General features: G+C 65.8%; 17 protein-coding genes. 13 read left to right on the top strand and 4 right to left on the bottom strand.

What is annotated here, in order from left to right:
• Window positions 1-36: 36 nt before the first annotated feature.
• From CLD20_RS00790 to CLD20_RS00775, 4 genes are read right to left on the bottom strand one after another with little or no spacing between them, the layout of a single operon-like run.
• Window positions 37-1,290 (bottom strand): flagellar hook protein FlgE, encoded by a 1,254-nt coding sequence (locus CLD20_RS00790; RefSeq protein WP_224404686.1) that lies wholly within the window; start codon window positions 1,288-1,290, stop codon window positions 37-39.
• A 39-nt stretch (window positions 1,291-1,329) separates the two neighbouring features.
• Window positions 1,330-2,697: a flagellar protein export ATPase FliI gene (gene fliI / locus CLD20_RS00785; protein ID WP_224404685.1), complete on the bottom strand. Its 1,368-nt coding sequence runs from the start codon at window positions 2,695-2,697 to the stop codon at window positions 1,330-1,332.
• A 35-nt stretch (window positions 2,698-2,732) separates the two neighbouring features.
• Entirely contained in the window at window positions 2,733-3,458 is a 726-nt protein-coding gene (flgF, locus tag CLD20_RS00780; RefSeq protein WP_224404684.1) for a flagellar basal-body rod protein FlgF, read from the bottom strand.
• A 3-nt stretch (window positions 3,459-3,461) separates the two neighbouring features.
• Window positions 3,462-4,241, bottom strand: coding sequence for a DUF1217 domain-containing protein (locus CLD20_RS00775; protein ID WP_224404683.1), 780 nt, complete (start codon window positions 4,239-4,241; stop codon window positions 3,462-3,464).
• A 163-nt stretch (window positions 4,242-4,404) separates the two neighbouring features.
• On the opposite strand from CLD20_RS00775, the gene motA reads away from it, so the two are divergent.
• The 13 genes from motA (at window position 4,405) to flgI (ending at window position 13,238) form a co-directional block, all read left to right on the top strand.
• The gene (gene motA / locus CLD20_RS00770; RefSeq protein WP_224404682.1) at window positions 4,405-5,301 is read left to right on the top strand and encodes a flagellar motor stator protein MotA; all 897 of its coding nucleotides are present in this window, start codon (window positions 4,405-4,407) and stop codon (window positions 5,299-5,301) included.
• A gap of 3 nt (window positions 5,302-5,304) precedes the next feature.
• The gene (locus CLD20_RS00765; RefSeq protein WP_224404681.1) at window positions 5,305-6,228 is read left to right on the top strand and encodes a flagellar motor switch protein FliM; all 924 of its coding nucleotides are present in this window, start codon (window positions 5,305-5,307) and stop codon (window positions 6,226-6,228) included.
• Entirely contained in the window at window positions 6,209-6,526 is a 318-nt protein-coding gene (locus CLD20_RS00760) for a hypothetical protein (protein WP_224404680.1), read from the top strand. The genes CLD20_RS00765 and CLD20_RS00760 overlap by 20 nt, the downstream gene beginning before the upstream one ends.
• 2 nt (window positions 6,527-6,528) lie before the next feature.
• On the top strand, window positions 6,529-6,936 hold the full coding sequence (fliN, locus tag CLD20_RS00755) for a flagellar motor switch protein FliN (protein WP_224404679.1): 408 nt from the start codon (window positions 6,529-6,531) through the stop codon (window positions 6,934-6,936).
• Window positions 6,937-6,946: 10 nt separating this feature from the next.
• A complete protein-coding gene (locus CLD20_RS00750; protein ID WP_224404678.1) occupies window positions 6,947-7,975 on the top strand; it encodes a flagellar motor switch protein FliG in 1,029 nt (342 codons plus the stop codon).
• 12 nt (window positions 7,976-7,987) lie between these two features.
• Window positions 7,988-9,061, top strand: coding sequence for a flagellar biosynthesis protein FlhB (gene flhB, locus CLD20_RS00745; RefSeq protein ID WP_224404677.1), 1,074 nt, complete (start codon window positions 7,988-7,990; stop codon window positions 9,059-9,061).
• Window positions 9,048-9,506: a hypothetical protein gene (locus CLD20_RS00740; RefSeq protein WP_224404676.1), complete on the top strand. Its 459-nt coding sequence runs from the start codon at window positions 9,048-9,050 to the stop codon at window positions 9,504-9,506. Before flhB ends, CLD20_RS00740 begins: the two co-directional genes overlap by 14 nt.
• 89 nt (window positions 9,507-9,595) lie before the next feature.
• Window positions 9,596-9,982 (top strand): flagellar basal body rod protein FlgB, encoded by a 387-nt coding sequence (gene flgB, locus CLD20_RS00735; RefSeq protein WP_224404675.1) that lies wholly within the window; start codon window positions 9,596-9,598, stop codon window positions 9,980-9,982.
• The gene (flgC, locus tag CLD20_RS00730; RefSeq protein WP_224404674.1) at window positions 9,982-10,398 is read left to right on the top strand and encodes a flagellar basal body rod protein FlgC; all 417 of its coding nucleotides are present in this window, start codon (window positions 9,982-9,984) and stop codon (window positions 10,396-10,398) included. Before flgB ends, flgC begins: the two co-directional genes overlap by 1 nt.
• Window positions 10,398-10,715 carry a flagellar hook-basal body complex protein FliE gene (locus CLD20_RS00725; protein ID WP_224404673.1) on the top strand — a complete coding sequence of 106 codons (318 nt, stop codon included), beginning with the start codon at window positions 10,398-10,400 and terminating at the stop codon, window positions 10,713-10,715. The genes flgC and CLD20_RS00725 overlap by 1 nt, the downstream gene beginning before the upstream one ends.
• 14 nt (window positions 10,716-10,729) lie before the next feature.
• Window positions 10,730-11,518 (top strand): flagellar basal-body rod protein FlgG, encoded by a 789-nt coding sequence (flgG, locus tag CLD20_RS00720; protein ID WP_224404672.1) that lies wholly within the window; start codon window positions 10,730-10,732, stop codon window positions 11,516-11,518.
• A gap of 5 nt (window positions 11,519-11,523) precedes the next feature.
• A complete protein-coding gene (gene flgA, locus CLD20_RS00715; protein ID WP_224404671.1) occupies window positions 11,524-12,042 on the top strand; it encodes a flagellar basal body P-ring formation chaperone FlgA in 519 nt (172 codons plus the stop codon).
• 62 nt (window positions 12,043-12,104) lie between these two features.
• The gene (gene flgI / locus CLD20_RS00710) at window positions 12,105-13,238 is read left to right on the top strand and encodes a flagellar basal body P-ring protein FlgI (RefSeq protein WP_370636775.1); all 1,134 of its coding nucleotides are present in this window, start codon (window positions 12,105-12,107) and stop codon (window positions 13,236-13,238) included.
• Window positions 13,239-13,247: the final 9 nt, after the last annotated feature.

The raw sequence follows: 13,247 nt of genomic DNA, 5'->3' as shown, positions 1-13,247 counted from the left end.
GCGTAGCCGCCGGTCCTTCAGAAGAGTTCAGCTGGATCAGCGCTTGAGGTTCATGAGGACTTCCAGCAGCTCCGAGCCTGTCTGGAAGACTTTGGAGTTCGCGGTGTAGTCGCGCTGGGCGACGATCATCTCGGTCAGTTCGGAGGCCATGTCGACGTTGGACTGCTCGAGCGCGCCCGACACCATCGAGCCGAGGCCTGCCTCGTTCGGGAAGCCGATGCGCACGTCACCGGAATCCGGCGTCACGGCGAAGACGTTGCCGGGCAGGACCTTCAGCTTGTCCGGGCTCGGCACGTCGGCGAGCGGCAGACGGAAGGTCGGGGTCACGGCGCCGTTGGAATAATTGGCGTAGACGACGCCGTCGTCGGAAATCGTGATGCCGTCGAGCGAGGCCGGGGCATTGCCGTCGACCCCGACGTTGACCGGCGTGTAGCTCTCGGCAAGCTGGGTAGTGCCGGTGATGTCCATGGTCAGCGTCTGACCGTTCGGCACGGTGAAGCTGAAGGATGTCGCCCCGCTCAGCTTGCCGGTCGCGTCGAAGGTGAAGTTGGCGGTCGTTAGCGGGCCGGAGGCGTAGGGAAAGCCGCCGGAGGTCGCCTGCGACTGGTCGAAGACCGAGTACTCCCAGGTATCGGGGGAGGTGGCGGTCTTTGTCATGTAGATGTCGAGCGTCACCTCGTTGCCGACGTTGTCATAGGCCAGGATGGAGGCCTTTTCGGAGTAGGTCGAGGTGCCGAGATTGGCGCTGGGAAGGTCGCCCGTCACCGGGGCCGCCTTATAGGGCAGGTTGGCCATGAACTCGCCGATGGTGGAGGGCGCCGCGCGCATGGTCATCGACGACATGTTGATCGGCACGAGGTTGGCGTAGCCGTTGAGGACGCCGCTCGCGGCGCCGCCCGAGAGGTCGTAGCCCATCAGCGTGTAGCCCGCCGAATTGACGAGGTTGCCGGAAGATCCGTCGAGGGTGAAGGAGCCGGCCCGCGTCAGGTACGGGGTGCCGGTGGCGTCGTTGACCACGAAGAAGCCGTCGCCCTGGATGGCAAGGTCGGTGTCGGAGGTGGTGTAGGCGAGCGGGCCGCGGTCGCTGATCGAGTGGCGAACTTCCGAGACGACGGCGCCGGAGGAATAGTTGCCGTGGCCGCTCTGCAGGAGCAGGCTGGAGAACTCGACGCTCGCCCGCTTGTAGCCGGTGGTGCCGGAATTGGCGATGTTGTCGGCAACGGTGCCGAGAAGGTTGGACTGTGCGTTCATGCCGGAAACGCCCGTGCGCAGCACGCCGTAAAGACTCATCGCGCCTATTCCCTCTGACTAAGCTGAATTCGCCCGGAGCTAACCTTGGCGAGCTTGCGTGAAGCTGTCGCCGGCCGGCTGCGCCTGCGGGCGCAGAAGCGCGGCGAGGTCGGCGAAGGCGTCCTTCGCCGGTGGATGGCCCGGATCCTGCCGGAGCGCCTCGTAGATGCGCGGCACCATGGCGACGGCGCGGTCGATCTCCGGATCGGCGCCGGCCTGGTAGCCGCCCATGAGGCGCAGGTCGCGCGTGTCCTCGAAACGGGAGATCAGCGTGCGCAGGTTGCGCACCAGCTCGCGCTGCTCGGGCTTCCAGGCCAGGTTGGCCAGGCGCGAGATCGAGCCGAGGAGGTTGATCGCCGGGTAGCGGCCCTGGTCGGCGATGGCGCGGTCGAGCACCACATGGCCGTCCAGCGTGCCGCGGATCGCATCGGCGACCGGGTCGTTGTGGTCGTCGCCGTCGATGAGGACGGCGAAGATGCCGGTGATTGCCCCGGTGCCCTCGGCGCCGGGGCCGGCACGCTCCAGAAGCTTGGGCAGGTCGGAGAAGACGCTCGGCGCATAGCCGCGCGCCACCGCCGGCTCGCCGGCCGCCAGCGCGACGTCGCGCGCGGCATGGGCGTAGCGGGTGACGGAATCGACGATGAGGAGGACGGAATCGCCGCGGTCACGGAAATATTCGGCGATGGCCATGGCCGAGAGCGGCGCCAGCCTGCGCATCATCGGGCCCTCGTCGCCGGTGGCGACGACGGTGACGGAGCGGCTGCGATTGGCGGCGAGCGCCCCTTCCAGGAATTCGCGCACCTCGCGGCCGCGCTCGCCGACAAGGGCGACGACGACCGTGTCGAAGCTGTCGGCATGGGCCAGCATGGAAAGCAGCGTCGACTTGCCGACGCCGGAACCGGCGAAGATGCCGATGCGCTGGCCCTCGCAGATCGGGGTGAAGATGTCGATCGCCTTGACGCCGGTGACGAGCGGGCGCTGGACGCGCGCGCGCGTCATCGCCTTGGGCGGCTCGGCGTCGACCGGTACCGCCTTCTCCCCATGGGCGAGCGGGCCGAGGCCGTCGACCGGCTCTCCGACGGCGTTGATGACGCGACCCTTCCAGGCGGGGAGGGGGGCGAGACTGACGGGGCCGGCCCGCCATGCCTGGGTGCCGATGCCGAAGGTCATGCGCGCCTCGAAGGGCTTGACCGTCGCGCCTTCCTCGTCGATGCGCATGACTTCGCCGATCGCCGTGCGCGCGCCATCATGGAAGCTGACGCGCTCGCCGAGCCGGAGAAAGGGCGACAGGCCGGAGACCCGGCAATAGGTCGGCGAGACCTCGGTGACGACGCCGCCGATGCGCAGGAGCGGCATTTCCACGAAGGCGCTGTCGATCGCCGTCTTCAGGCGCGAAAGGGCATGCATGGCTCAGGCTCCGGCGGTCATCAGCGGTCCGGCGCCTAGCTGGAGGCGCCGAGCTGGCGGATCGCCTGGGTCTCGGTGGATTCGCCCTGCTCGATCGCCGAGGCGGCGCTCTCGAAGGCGCGCGAGAGCATGACGAGCCGCGTCATCTCCATGATCGGATTGACGTTCGCGCCCTCCAGGAAACCCTGGCGCACGCCGTTGGAGGTCATGTCCGCAACGGGCTCTGCCGGCTTTGAGGGGACGACGCCGGAATTTTCGAAGCGGGCGAGATCGGCGTCTTCGGCGATGGCGAAGAGGCCGATGGAGCTCACCTGCTTGCCGCCCTGCGAGATGGCGCCGTCGTTGCCGATGGTGATTTCGCCGCCCGCCGGATTGAGAATGATCGCCGAGCCGCCGGGATCGAGGACCGGGTAGCCGGCCGAGCTCAGAAGATCGCCGTTCTCGGTGATCTGGAAGCGGCCGTCGCGCGTGTAGACGTTGCCGGACGGCGTCGAGATGCCGAACCATCCATCGCCCTTGATGGCCACGTCCAGCGGGTTGCCGGTGAGTTTCACCGGCCCGGCGCGGCGGGACAGAAAGGTGTCGCCATCGGAGGCGAAGGCGACTTCCCGCGGGCCGGCCTTCGACATGATGCTGTCGAACTTCACTTCCTCGGCGCGGAAGCCGGGCGTGTTCATGTTCGCGACGTTGTTGGCAATCGTTGTCATGCGGCGGTCCAGCGCAACCTGGCCGGACAGCCCGACATAGACGCTCGAGGACATGTCTCAGCCTCCGCCGTGCTTGAGATTGTGAAGGGTCATGACGAGGTCGAGCCCGATCGAAGGCGTGCTGGAGTTCGTGAAGAGATTGAGAATGGGAGAGGGCTCCACGTTCTGCGTCACGTCCCACATGTTGGTGAAGCGGACGAGGAGCTGGGCAAGCTTTTCCGGATCCTTCAGATCCTCGATGTCGAGGCGCTTTTCGACGGCGGCCGCCTGCTTGTCGATGTCGGCGTTCGCCATCTCGTCCGGGAAGCCGTAGACGGTCTTGACCACCTCCCACAGCGCGTCGTCGGCCAGTAGGCCATAGGCGGATTCCACCTTCGGCGCGGCGCGCTGGAAGTAGAGGGCGAGGCGGACGCCGTCGTTTTCCTCGCCGGCATTCACTTCCATCGTCTGGCGCACGTATTTGTCGACCACGCCCTGCCGGGCGGCCGTGGTGGCCGTCGTGTTCTCGCCGTTCGTGGTGAAGTCGAAGACGGTCGCCAGATCCAGAAAGCGGTCGTCGTTCAGCCGGTTGGCGAAGCTCGTCGGGTCGGAGACGCCTTCTTCCAGAACCTTGCGGATCATGCCCTTGGCATAGGCCATGTCCTCCAGTCCGAAGGCGGTCATCGCGAATTTGAAGAGGCGTGTGTCGCCGAGGAATTCCTCGACCGATTTCACGTCGCCGATCTTCGACAGGTAGTAGTCGCTCTCCAGCTGCACGGACTTTTTGGACGCTGTCAGGGTCAGCGACTGGTCCAGGTTCGCGGCGATGCGCTGATATGTGACGTAGGTGGATACCATCGGCCCCTCATGATCGCGGTCAGGCTAGGACCCGAAGCTTGCATGAGACTGACCGACGCGCCGCTCGCGCCCGGCGCCGGCACCCGGCCGGTAACCCAAGCTTCGCACAAGCCACATGAGCGACTTGGTTGACGACACGAAACAACCCGCCGGAGCATTGCCCGTGGCCGTCCTCATCGGCTTGATCATCGGTATCGGTTCGCTGCTCGGCGGCTTCATGGCCATGGGCGGCCATGTCGGCGTTATCTGGCAGCCGTGGGAGTACGTCATCATCCTGGGCATCGCCCTCGGGACCTTCATCATCGCCAACACGTTCGGCGTCATCAAGGACGCCGGCGCGGGGATCCTGGAGGTGCTGAAGGGCACCTCGCCGAAGCGCAAGGACTATCTCGGCCTCCTCAGCCTCCTCTTCGCGCTGATGCGCGACCTCAGAACGCGGCCGCGCAACGAGGTTGAGGCGCATATCGACGATCCGGCCAATTCGGTGCTCTTCCAGCACTTTCCGGCGATCCTGAAGGACAAGGAACTGACGCAGTACATCTGCGACTACGTCCGCCTCATCATCATCGGCAATGCCCGCTCGCACGAGATCGAAGGGCTGATGGAGCAGGAAATCTCCACCATCAAGAAGCACAAGGTGAAGTCGTCGGGGGCGATCGGCACGATGGCGGAAGCGCTGCCGGCGATCGGCATCTGCGCCGCCGTGCTCGGCATCGTGAAGGCCATGGGCGCCATCGACCAGTCGCCGGAGATCCTCGGCCATTATATCGGCTCGGCCCTCATCGGGACCTTCGTCGGCATCTTCTCGTCCTATGCGATCTTCTCGCCGCTGGCGCACAAGATGAAGGTGCTGCGCGAATCCCAGTGCCAGCCCTACGTCATCGTCAAGCAGACGCTGATCGCCTTCATGAACGGCGCTCTGCCGCAGGTCGCGCTCGAGCACGGACGCAAGACGATCTCCTCCAAGGAGCGCCCCACCATCGACGAGGTGGAGAGCGAGGCGATTTCCAACACGCCCTCTTCATCGGCGGCGCCAGCCCAGCAGAAGCAGGCGGCATAAGACATGAACGAAGCTTCCACCGACATCCGCGACATGCTGCTCGACGCGGCTGGCCTGTCGCTCGACAAGCTGCCGATGCTGCAGATCATCTTCGACAGAATGGCGACATTCTGCGCGGACAATCTGCGCCACCTGGCAGCCTCGCAGGCCTACTACTCCCTCTCCAACGTGGAGAGCGGGCGCATCGGCGATATCCTGGAGCGCTACGAGATGACGGCGATCGCCGGCATCTTTCACGCTCCCGCCTGGGACAACCACATCATCGTCGGCTTCGACCGCGACTTCATCTTCTCGATGGTGGAGATCCTCTTCGGCGCGGACGGCTCCGAGCCGCCCTTCGACGACGATCGCTCCTTCTCCACGATCGAGATGCGCATCTGCGAGATGCTGTTCGAGCTCGCCGGCAAGGCGCTGCAGCAATCCTTCGCTCTCGTCTCCGACACGCCGTTCAAGTTCGAGCGGCAGGAAAGCCGCATGGACTTCGCCGTCATCGGCCGGCGCAACAACATGGCCGTGGTGGCGAACTTCCTCCTGCAGGCGCTCGGGCGCGGCGGCGAGATGTTCGTGATCATCCCGCAATCGGCGCTGACGCCGATGCGCCAGGCGCTGTCGCGCGTGCTGACCGGCGAATCCAACGCCGGCGATCCGGTCTGGTCGAAGCAGATCCGCAACGAGGTCGAAAAGACCACGGTGCCGCTGCGCGCCGTGATGGAAGAATGGATGATCGATCTCGGCGACGTCGCCAACTTCAAGGTGGGGCAGGTGCTCGACCTGCATGCCGGGCCGCGCAGCCGGATCAAGCTGGAAAGCAACGAACAGCCGCTCTTCTGGTGCGAGCTGGGGCAGGCGGACGGCACCTACACGCTGCGGGTCGACGAAGTGTTCGACCCCGAACAGGAGTTCCTCAATGATATTCTCGCTCGTTGAGCCGCTGCTCCTGGTGGCGCTCGCCGCCACCAGCGCCGTGGCCCTCATGCTGCATTTCCGGCTGAGGCGCCTGGATGCCTATCACGCCGACTATCAGCGCATCCTGTCGGAGACGTCGCGGGCGCTCGACGCGGCGCACGACGCGGTCGCCCGGCTGAACGGCGAGGGGCACAACGTCGCCCATCTCCTCGGAGAGCGTATCGAGGAGGCCAACGGTCTCCTCGCCATCATCGACGGCAAGCTTGGCCGTTCGCAGCCTGAGACCGTGCGGCGTCGCACGGCCGGCTTCGACGCCTGACATTGAGTGCGGAGACCAAAATGTCGACCAATCCGGTCAAGGATATGCAGGACGAGATCAGCGAGAACCTCGCTGGTGGCGAAGAAGCCTATGAGGCCGAGGCATCGGCAGCCCGCGCCTCCAAGAACGAGACTTTCGGCTCGCGCCGCAATCTCGGCTCCGTCATGCGCATTCCCGTGCAGATGCAGGTGGTGCTCGGCTCGGCGACGATGCCGGTCGCCAGCCTGATGAAGCTCGGCCGCGGCGCCATCGTGCCGCTCGATCACCGCGTCGGCGAGCCCGTCGAGGTCGTCGTCAACGGGCGGGTCATCGCCCGCGGCGAAGTCGTGGTGGTGGAAGACGACAATTCGCGCTTCGGCGTCTCGCTGACGGAACTCGTCAGCCCGGCGGGCGCGGACATCAACAGCTGAGTGAACCAGGATGGCCGCGCCTGCTGCCAAGATGCCTCCGATGCGCCGCCTGCAGGGGGCGGACCGTGTCGCGGCCTTGCTCATGACCATGGGCAAGCCCGCCGCAACGCGGGTGATGAAGCATTTCGAGCCTGAGGAGATCCGTGTCGTCACGCGTTCCGTGGCGCAGCTGAAAGGCGTTCCGCCCCAGCAGATCGAGACCCTGATCGAGGAATTCGCCGGCCAGTTCGCCGGCGGCGCCAATCTCGTCGGCAATGCCGGCGACGTGGAGAGGATGCTGGAAGGCGTCCTGCCGCCCGACCAGATCGGCGACATCATGGCCGATGTGCTCGGCAATGCCAGCCGCTCCGTCTGGGACCGCATGTCCGGTGTCTCGGAGAACCTGATCGCCAACTATATCATGAAGGAGCATCCGCAGACGGCGGCGCTGATCCTGTCGAAGGTGAAGCCGAGCTGCGCGGCCAAGGTCATGGGACATCTGCCCGCCGAGCTGCGCAACCAGCTGATGCGCCGGATGCTCGGCTTCAAGCCGATCGTGGAGGACACGATGCGCGTCATCGAGCGCGTCATCCACGAGGACTTCATGATGAACTTCTCGCGAAACATGGGCGCCGACAGCCACGCCAAGATGGCCGACATCGTCAACAAGATGGAGCGCGAGCACATGGAGGGCGTGCTGGAGAGCCTGGCGGAAACGCGCCCAAAATCGGCCGAGATCCTGAAGAGCCTCCTCTTCACCTTCGACGACATCATCAAGATCACGCCGAAGGCGCGCACGGCGCTCTTCGACCGCGCGCCGACCGACAAGGTGGTGATGGGCCTCAAGGGCACCGATGCGGAGTTCCGCGAGGTCATCCTCTCCTCGCTCTCCTCGCGCGTGCGGCGCATGGTGGAGCAGGAGCTGAATTCCAGCGAGCCGGCTTCGCAGCGCGAGGTGGCCGAGGCACGCAGGGCGATCACCGACATGGCGCTCGACATGGCCGGCAAGGGAGAGATCGAGCTCAGCTCGGATGGCGAGGAAGACGCCTACATCATGTAGGCGCGACCGCTCATGTCAGAGGAGGACAAGGAAAGCAAAACCGAAGAGCCGACAGAGAAGAAGATCTCTGACGCGATCGAGAAGGGCAACACGCCTTTCTCGCGGGAGGCGACCGTCTTCGCCTCCATGCTGGCAATCCTCGTCGTCCTGTCCCTCCTCATCCAGAGCCGTGTCGTCGAGCTGACCAACCTGCTCGTCCACTTCATCGACGATCCCGGCGCCTTCTCGCTGGCGAACGGGACGGAGACCATCCACCTTCTGTGGCGCGTCGCTTTGGAAAGCGGAAAGACGATCATTCCGGTGATCGCGGTGCTTGGCGTCTTCGGCCTTGCCGGATCGCTTTTCCAGAACGCGCCGAGCCTCGTCCTGGAACGTATCAAGCCGCAATGGTCGCGCCTCAGCCCGACGAAGGGCTGGGAGAAGCTGTTCGGCAAGCAGGGCCTGGTGGAGTTCGCCAAGTCCCTCTTCAAGTTCGTCGCCGTGGGCTTCGTCGCCCTCATCATCATCCGAGCGGATCAGAGCGCCCTGGCAGCAGCCATGTATACGGACCCCACGCAGATGCCGGCGTTGATCCTGTCGATCTCCGTGCGCCTCGTCGCTTCCATCTGCGTGGCGACGATCGTGCTGGTGGCGGCCGATCTCGTCTGGTCGCGCGTGCGCTGGCGCACCGACCTCAGGATGAGCAAGCAGGAGCTCAAGGAAGAGTTCAAGCAGGCCGAGGGCGATCCGATCGTCAAGGGACGCCTGCGCTCCATCGCCCGCGAGCGCGCCCGCCATCGCATGATGGCGGCGGTGCCGCCCGCCACGATGGTGATCGCCAACCCGACCCATTACGCGATCGCCATCCGCTACGATCGCCAGGAGGGCGGCGCGCCGATGGTGGTGGCCAAGGGCGCCGATCTCGTCGCCCTCAAGATCCGCGAGATCGCGGACAAGCACAATATTCCGATCGTCGAGGACAAGCCGCTGGCGCGCGCCCTCTACAAGGCGGTCGAGGTCGATCAATGGATCCCGGCGGAATTCTACGTCGCCGTGGCCAAGCTCCTTCACTACATCTATGCGCGGGATTCCCATGCAGCACGCTGACGGCTCTTTCGTCCTGCAGAAGGGCGAGGAGAACGCTCATCAGTTCGTCACCTGCGAGCGCATGCTCGGGGAGACGCTGAAGCCGTTCATGGCCGAGATCTATCTCGTCAATTGCGGCATCATGGCTTCGTACATTTTCTCCAAGTCGGACGCGAACCTTCGCGACATTCTGGAATCGTCGATGGAATCGCTCCGCCATCCCGAGCTGTTGCGCTACGGGCGGCGGGCGGCCGTGGAGATCGATCCCCAGAGCCGCATGGCGATCACGCTCGGCATGGAGTTCGTGCACGATTCGCTCACCGCCAAGTTCGAGCTCGTCTTCAACAGCGACTTCGTCGGCGTCGACATTTCCGGCATCTCCTACCGCGACGCGCCTGCCGAGCCGCAGGAGAGCTACGAGCTCTTCGTGCGCGCCGTTGCGGACCTGTCGCGCACCGACGCCTGAGGCTCTGAGCCCCTGAAGGGGGCCGGGCACCAGCTTCGTGCAAGGCTCGCCGCTTAGGTGTCTTCCGTCGAGCGCAACGGAGGACCGAATTGCAGCCCGTCCACCTCTTCGACCTTGCCGCGCGGCACGCGCAGTGGGCATCCATTCGTCAGACCGTGATCAGCGGGAATGTCGCGAACGCGAACACGCCCGGCTTTGCCGCGCGCGATGTTGAGCCGTTCGAGACCGTTCTCGATTCCACGCATCTCGTCATGGCCAAGACACAGGCGAACCACCTCGATATTTCCGGCGCCGCCGCCGGGACGAGCCCCGATGTCCAGCGCGACACCTGGAACGTCCACTATTCCGGCAATTCCGTCAGCCTCGACGAGGAGATGGTGAAGGCCGGCGAGGTCAATCGCGCCTTCATGCTGAACACCAGCGTCGTGAAATCTTTCCACCGCATGCTGCTCTCCAGCATGAAGTCAGGTTCGTGATGGATCCGCTCGCAAGCGCCTCGCAGATCTCCGCCGCCGGCCTGCGCGCCCAGTCGACGCGCCTGCGCGTCGTCTCGGAAAACATCGCCAACGCGCAGTCGACCAGCACCACGCCGGGGGGCGACCCTTATTCGCGCAAGACCATTTCCTTCGAGACGATCTACGACCGCACGAGCGGCGGCGCCAGCGTGCGGGTCAAGACGGTCGGCACCGACGACGCGCCCTTCCGCCTGGAACACGATCCGGAGCATCCGGCGGCGGACGAGAACGGCGACGTGAAGATGCCGAACGTCAACATGATCATGGAGATGGCCGACATGCGCGAGGCCACCCGGTCCTACGAAGCCAATCTGCAGATGATGAAACAGGTCCGCGCCATGTTCAGCGCCACCATCGATCTTCTGAGGAGTTCATAATGGTCAATCCTGTCGGTTCGATCACGTCGCTGGTCGGCGGCGTGAATGCCGTGGGCGGCACGGCCGCTCCCGCCGCCCCGTCCGCCGCTTCCGCGCCGGGCAGCGATTTCGGCACCGTCCTTGCCAATATGTCGAGCGATGCGATCGGCACGCTGAAGGCCGGCGAGGCGACGGCGATCTCCGGTCTGGAAGGCCGCGCGGCGGTGCAGGACGTCGTCTCGGCGGTCATGGCGGCGGAGCAGACGCTGCAGGCGGCGCTCGCGATCCGCGACAAGGTCGTCCAGGCCTATCAGGAACTCGCACGGATGCAGATCTAAGGAGCCTTGAGAAGATGAGAGCGCTCGCTATCGCGGCGACCGGCATGTCTGCGCAGCAGACGAATGTCGAGGTCATCGCCAACAACATCGCCAACATCAACACGACGTCGTTCAAGCGCGCCCGGGCGGAGTTCTCCGATCTCCTCTATCAGGCGGAGCGGGCGGCGGGCGTGCCCAATGCCGGCGGCGGCAATCCGGTGCCGGAAGGCACGCGCATCGGCCTTGGCACGCGCACGCTCGGCGTGCGGAACCTGCACCTGCAAGGCCCGCTCGCCCAGACCGGCAATCCGCTCGACCTCGCGATCGACGGGCGCGGCTGGTTCCAGATCACCAATCCGGCGGGCGAGACCGTCTATACGCGCGCCGGCTCCTTCAACAAGGGCCCGAACGGCGAGCTCGTCACCATCGACGGCTATACGGTGGAGCCGGCGATGACCTTCCCGGCGGATACGACCGAGATCACCGTCAACGAATCCGGCGAGGTCTATGCGCAGGTGGCCGGACAGGCGGCGCCGCAGCTCCTCGGCCAGATCACGCTCGTCAATTTCGCCAACGATGCCGGCCTGGAGCCGCTCGGCAACAACCTCTACCGCGAGACGGTCGCCTCCGGGCAGGCGACGACCGGCACGGCGGCCGATACCGGCTTCGGCAAGATTCACCAGGGCTACCTGGAATCCTCCAACGTCGATCCGGTGACGGAGCTGACCGAGCTCATCTCGGCGCAGCGCGCCTACGAGATGAACTCCAAGGTGATCCAGGCGGCCGACGAGATGGCCGGCACGGTCTCCAAGGGCATCAGGTGAGGATGATGGGCGCTGTTGGGGAAAGTCTGCGCCGCGCGTCTTCGCTGGCACGTGCCGCCCGCGCCGCCGTCTTCGCCTTCCTGCTCGCCATCGGCGCGCAGGGCGCGTCGGCGCAGCAGGTGGTGCAGCCGGAATACGATCTCCTGCCGGTGCCGAACGTGACGATCTTCCCGGGCAACGTCATCCGCGCGGAGATGCTCCACGAACTGCATTTCCTGCCGAACACGCGTTCGCGCTTCCCGATCGTCGTCGATGTGCAGGATCTCGTCGGCAAGGTCGCCAAGCGCACGCTGGTGGCCGACCGGCTGATCCCGACCAATGCCGTCTCCGAGCCGGAGCTCGTCTCGCGCGGCGCGCTGACGACGGCGCGCTACGATGCGAGCGGCCTGTCGATGACGGCCGGCGTCGTGGCGCTCGAGAGCGGCTATCTCGGCCAGATCGTGCGGGTGCGCAATATCGATTCCGGCAAGGTGATCGCCGGCGTTGTCGAGGCGGACGGAACCGTCCGGGTGGGCCTTCAATGAAATACATGATCGCCGTCGCAGCGGCGCTCGCATGCCTCGCAGTGCCGGCCTATGCGGCCGACATGGCGAGCGCGGCCCCCGTGGGAGGGGGCGGTGCCGGTGCCGGTGTTGGCGTCGGTGCCGGCGTTGGAACGCGTGTCCAGGTGATCGGCGGGACGACCCGCCTCAAGGACATTTCCAGCGTCCAGGGCGTCCGTGAGAACCTTCTGATCGGCTACGGCCTCGTGATCGGCCTGCAAGGCACGGGCGACACGATGCGCAACGCGCCCTACACCGAGCAGGCGCTGCAATCGATGCTCGACCAGATGGGCGTCAATGTGCGCGGCATTCCGCTGCGCGGGCGCAACGTCGCCGCGGTTACCGTGACGGCGCATCTGCCGCCCTTCGCGGGGCCGGGCTCGGAGATCGACGTCAACGTCGCCTCGATCGGCGATGCGACCTCGCTCAAGGGGGGCACGCTCCTGATGACGCCGCTGAAGGGACCCGACAGCGAGGTCTATGCCGTGGCGCAGGGTCCGGTCGCGGTCTCCGGCCTCGTGGTTCAGGGCCAGGCCGAATCCCTGACGCAGGGCGTGCCGACCGTCGGGCGCATCCCGAACGGGGCCATCATGGAGCGCGCCGTCGCCGGCAGCCTGGAAGATATCGGCGACCTCGTCCTCATCCTGACCAATCCCGATTTCAAGACCGCCGTGCGCATGGCGGATGCCATCAACGCCTATGCCCAGGGTCGCTTCGGTCGCCCGATCGCGCAGGAGCGCGACCTTCGCAGCGTCGTCGTCCGCCGGCCGGGCAACATCTCGCCGACGCGGCTTCTGGGAGAGATCGGCGAACTCGCCATTACCCCCGATACGCCGGCCCGCGTCGTCGTCGACCAGCGCACCGGCACCGTCGTCATCGGCGAGGACGTGCAGATCTCCACCGTCGCGCTCACCCACGGCAACCTGACCGTGCGCGTCACGGAGATGCCGCAGGTCTCCCAGCCCGATCCGTTCTCCAACGGCCAGACCGTCGTGACGCCCGCCACGGAGGTCGCGGCCTCGGAGCAGGACGGGCATCTGGCGGTCGTCGGCGGCACCAATCTGCAGAACCTTGTCCAGGGCCTCAACCAGATCGGGCTGAAGCCGACGGACATCATCGCCATCCTGCAGGCCATCAAGACCTCCGGCGCGCTGCAGGCCGAGCTGATCGTGCAATAGCCGCCCAAG

It is taken from the genome of Afifella sp. IM 167 (assembly GCF_020144925.1).
Classification (GTDB): domain Bacteria; phylum Pseudomonadota; class Alphaproteobacteria; order Rhizobiales; family Afifellaceae; genus Afifella.
Note: the sequence above shows the minus strand (reverse complement) of the source record. Positions and strands in the feature narration are given on the sequence as shown.

What these genes read in the sequence shown, in the direction of transcription:
- CLD20_RS00765 (WP_224404681.1), top strand. Translation starts at nt 5,305, where the DNA reads ATGAACGAAGCTTCCACCGACATCCGCGACATGCTGCTCGACGCGGCT.
- CLD20_RS00760 (WP_224404680.1), top strand. Translation starts at nt 6,209, where the DNA reads ATGATATTCTCGCTCGTTGAGCCGCTGCTCCTGGTGGCGCTCGCCGCC.
- CLD20_RS00775 (WP_224404683.1), bottom strand. Translation starts at nt 4,241, where the DNA reads ATGGTATCCACCTACGTCACATATCAGCGCATCGCCGCGAACCTGGAC.
- flgA (WP_224404671.1), top strand. Translation starts at nt 11,524, where the DNA reads ATGGGCGCTGTTGGGGAAAGTCTGCGCCGCGCGTCTTCGCTGGCACGT.
- CLD20_RS00750 (WP_224404678.1), top strand. Translation starts at nt 6,947, where the DNA reads ATGGCCGCGCCTGCTGCCAAGATGCCTCCGATGCGCCGCCTGCAGGGG.
- flgG (WP_224404672.1), top strand. Translation starts at nt 10,730, where the DNA reads ATGAGAGCGCTCGCTATCGCGGCGACCGGCATGTCTGCGCAGCAGACG.
- CLD20_RS00790 (WP_224404686.1), bottom strand. Translation starts at nt 1,290, where the DNA reads ATGAGTCTTTACGGCGTGCTGCGCACGGGCGTTTCCGGCATGAACGCA.
- flhB (WP_224404677.1), top strand. Translation starts at nt 7,988, where the DNA reads ATGTCAGAGGAGGACAAGGAAAGCAAAACCGAAGAGCCGACAGAGAAG.
- CLD20_RS00740 (WP_224404676.1), top strand. Translation starts at nt 9,048, where the DNA reads ATGCAGCACGCTGACGGCTCTTTCGTCCTGCAGAAGGGCGAGGAGAAC.
- flgC (WP_224404674.1), top strand. Translation starts at nt 9,982, where the DNA reads ATGGATCCGCTCGCAAGCGCCTCGCAGATCTCCGCCGCCGGCCTGCGC.
- flgF (WP_224404684.1), bottom strand. Translation starts at nt 3,458, where the DNA reads ATGTCCTCGAGCGTCTATGTCGGGCTGTCCGGCCAGGTTGCGCTGGAC.
- flgI (WP_370636775.1), top strand. Translation starts at nt 12,105, where the DNA reads ATGGCGAGCGCGGCCCCCGTGGGAGGGGGCGGTGCCGGTGCCGGTGTT.
- CLD20_RS00725 (WP_224404673.1), top strand. Translation starts at nt 10,398, where the DNA reads ATGGTCAATCCTGTCGGTTCGATCACGTCGCTGGTCGGCGGCGTGAAT.
- fliI (WP_224404685.1), bottom strand. Translation starts at nt 2,697, where the DNA reads ATGCATGCCCTTTCGCGCCTGAAGACGGCGATCGACAGCGCCTTCGTG.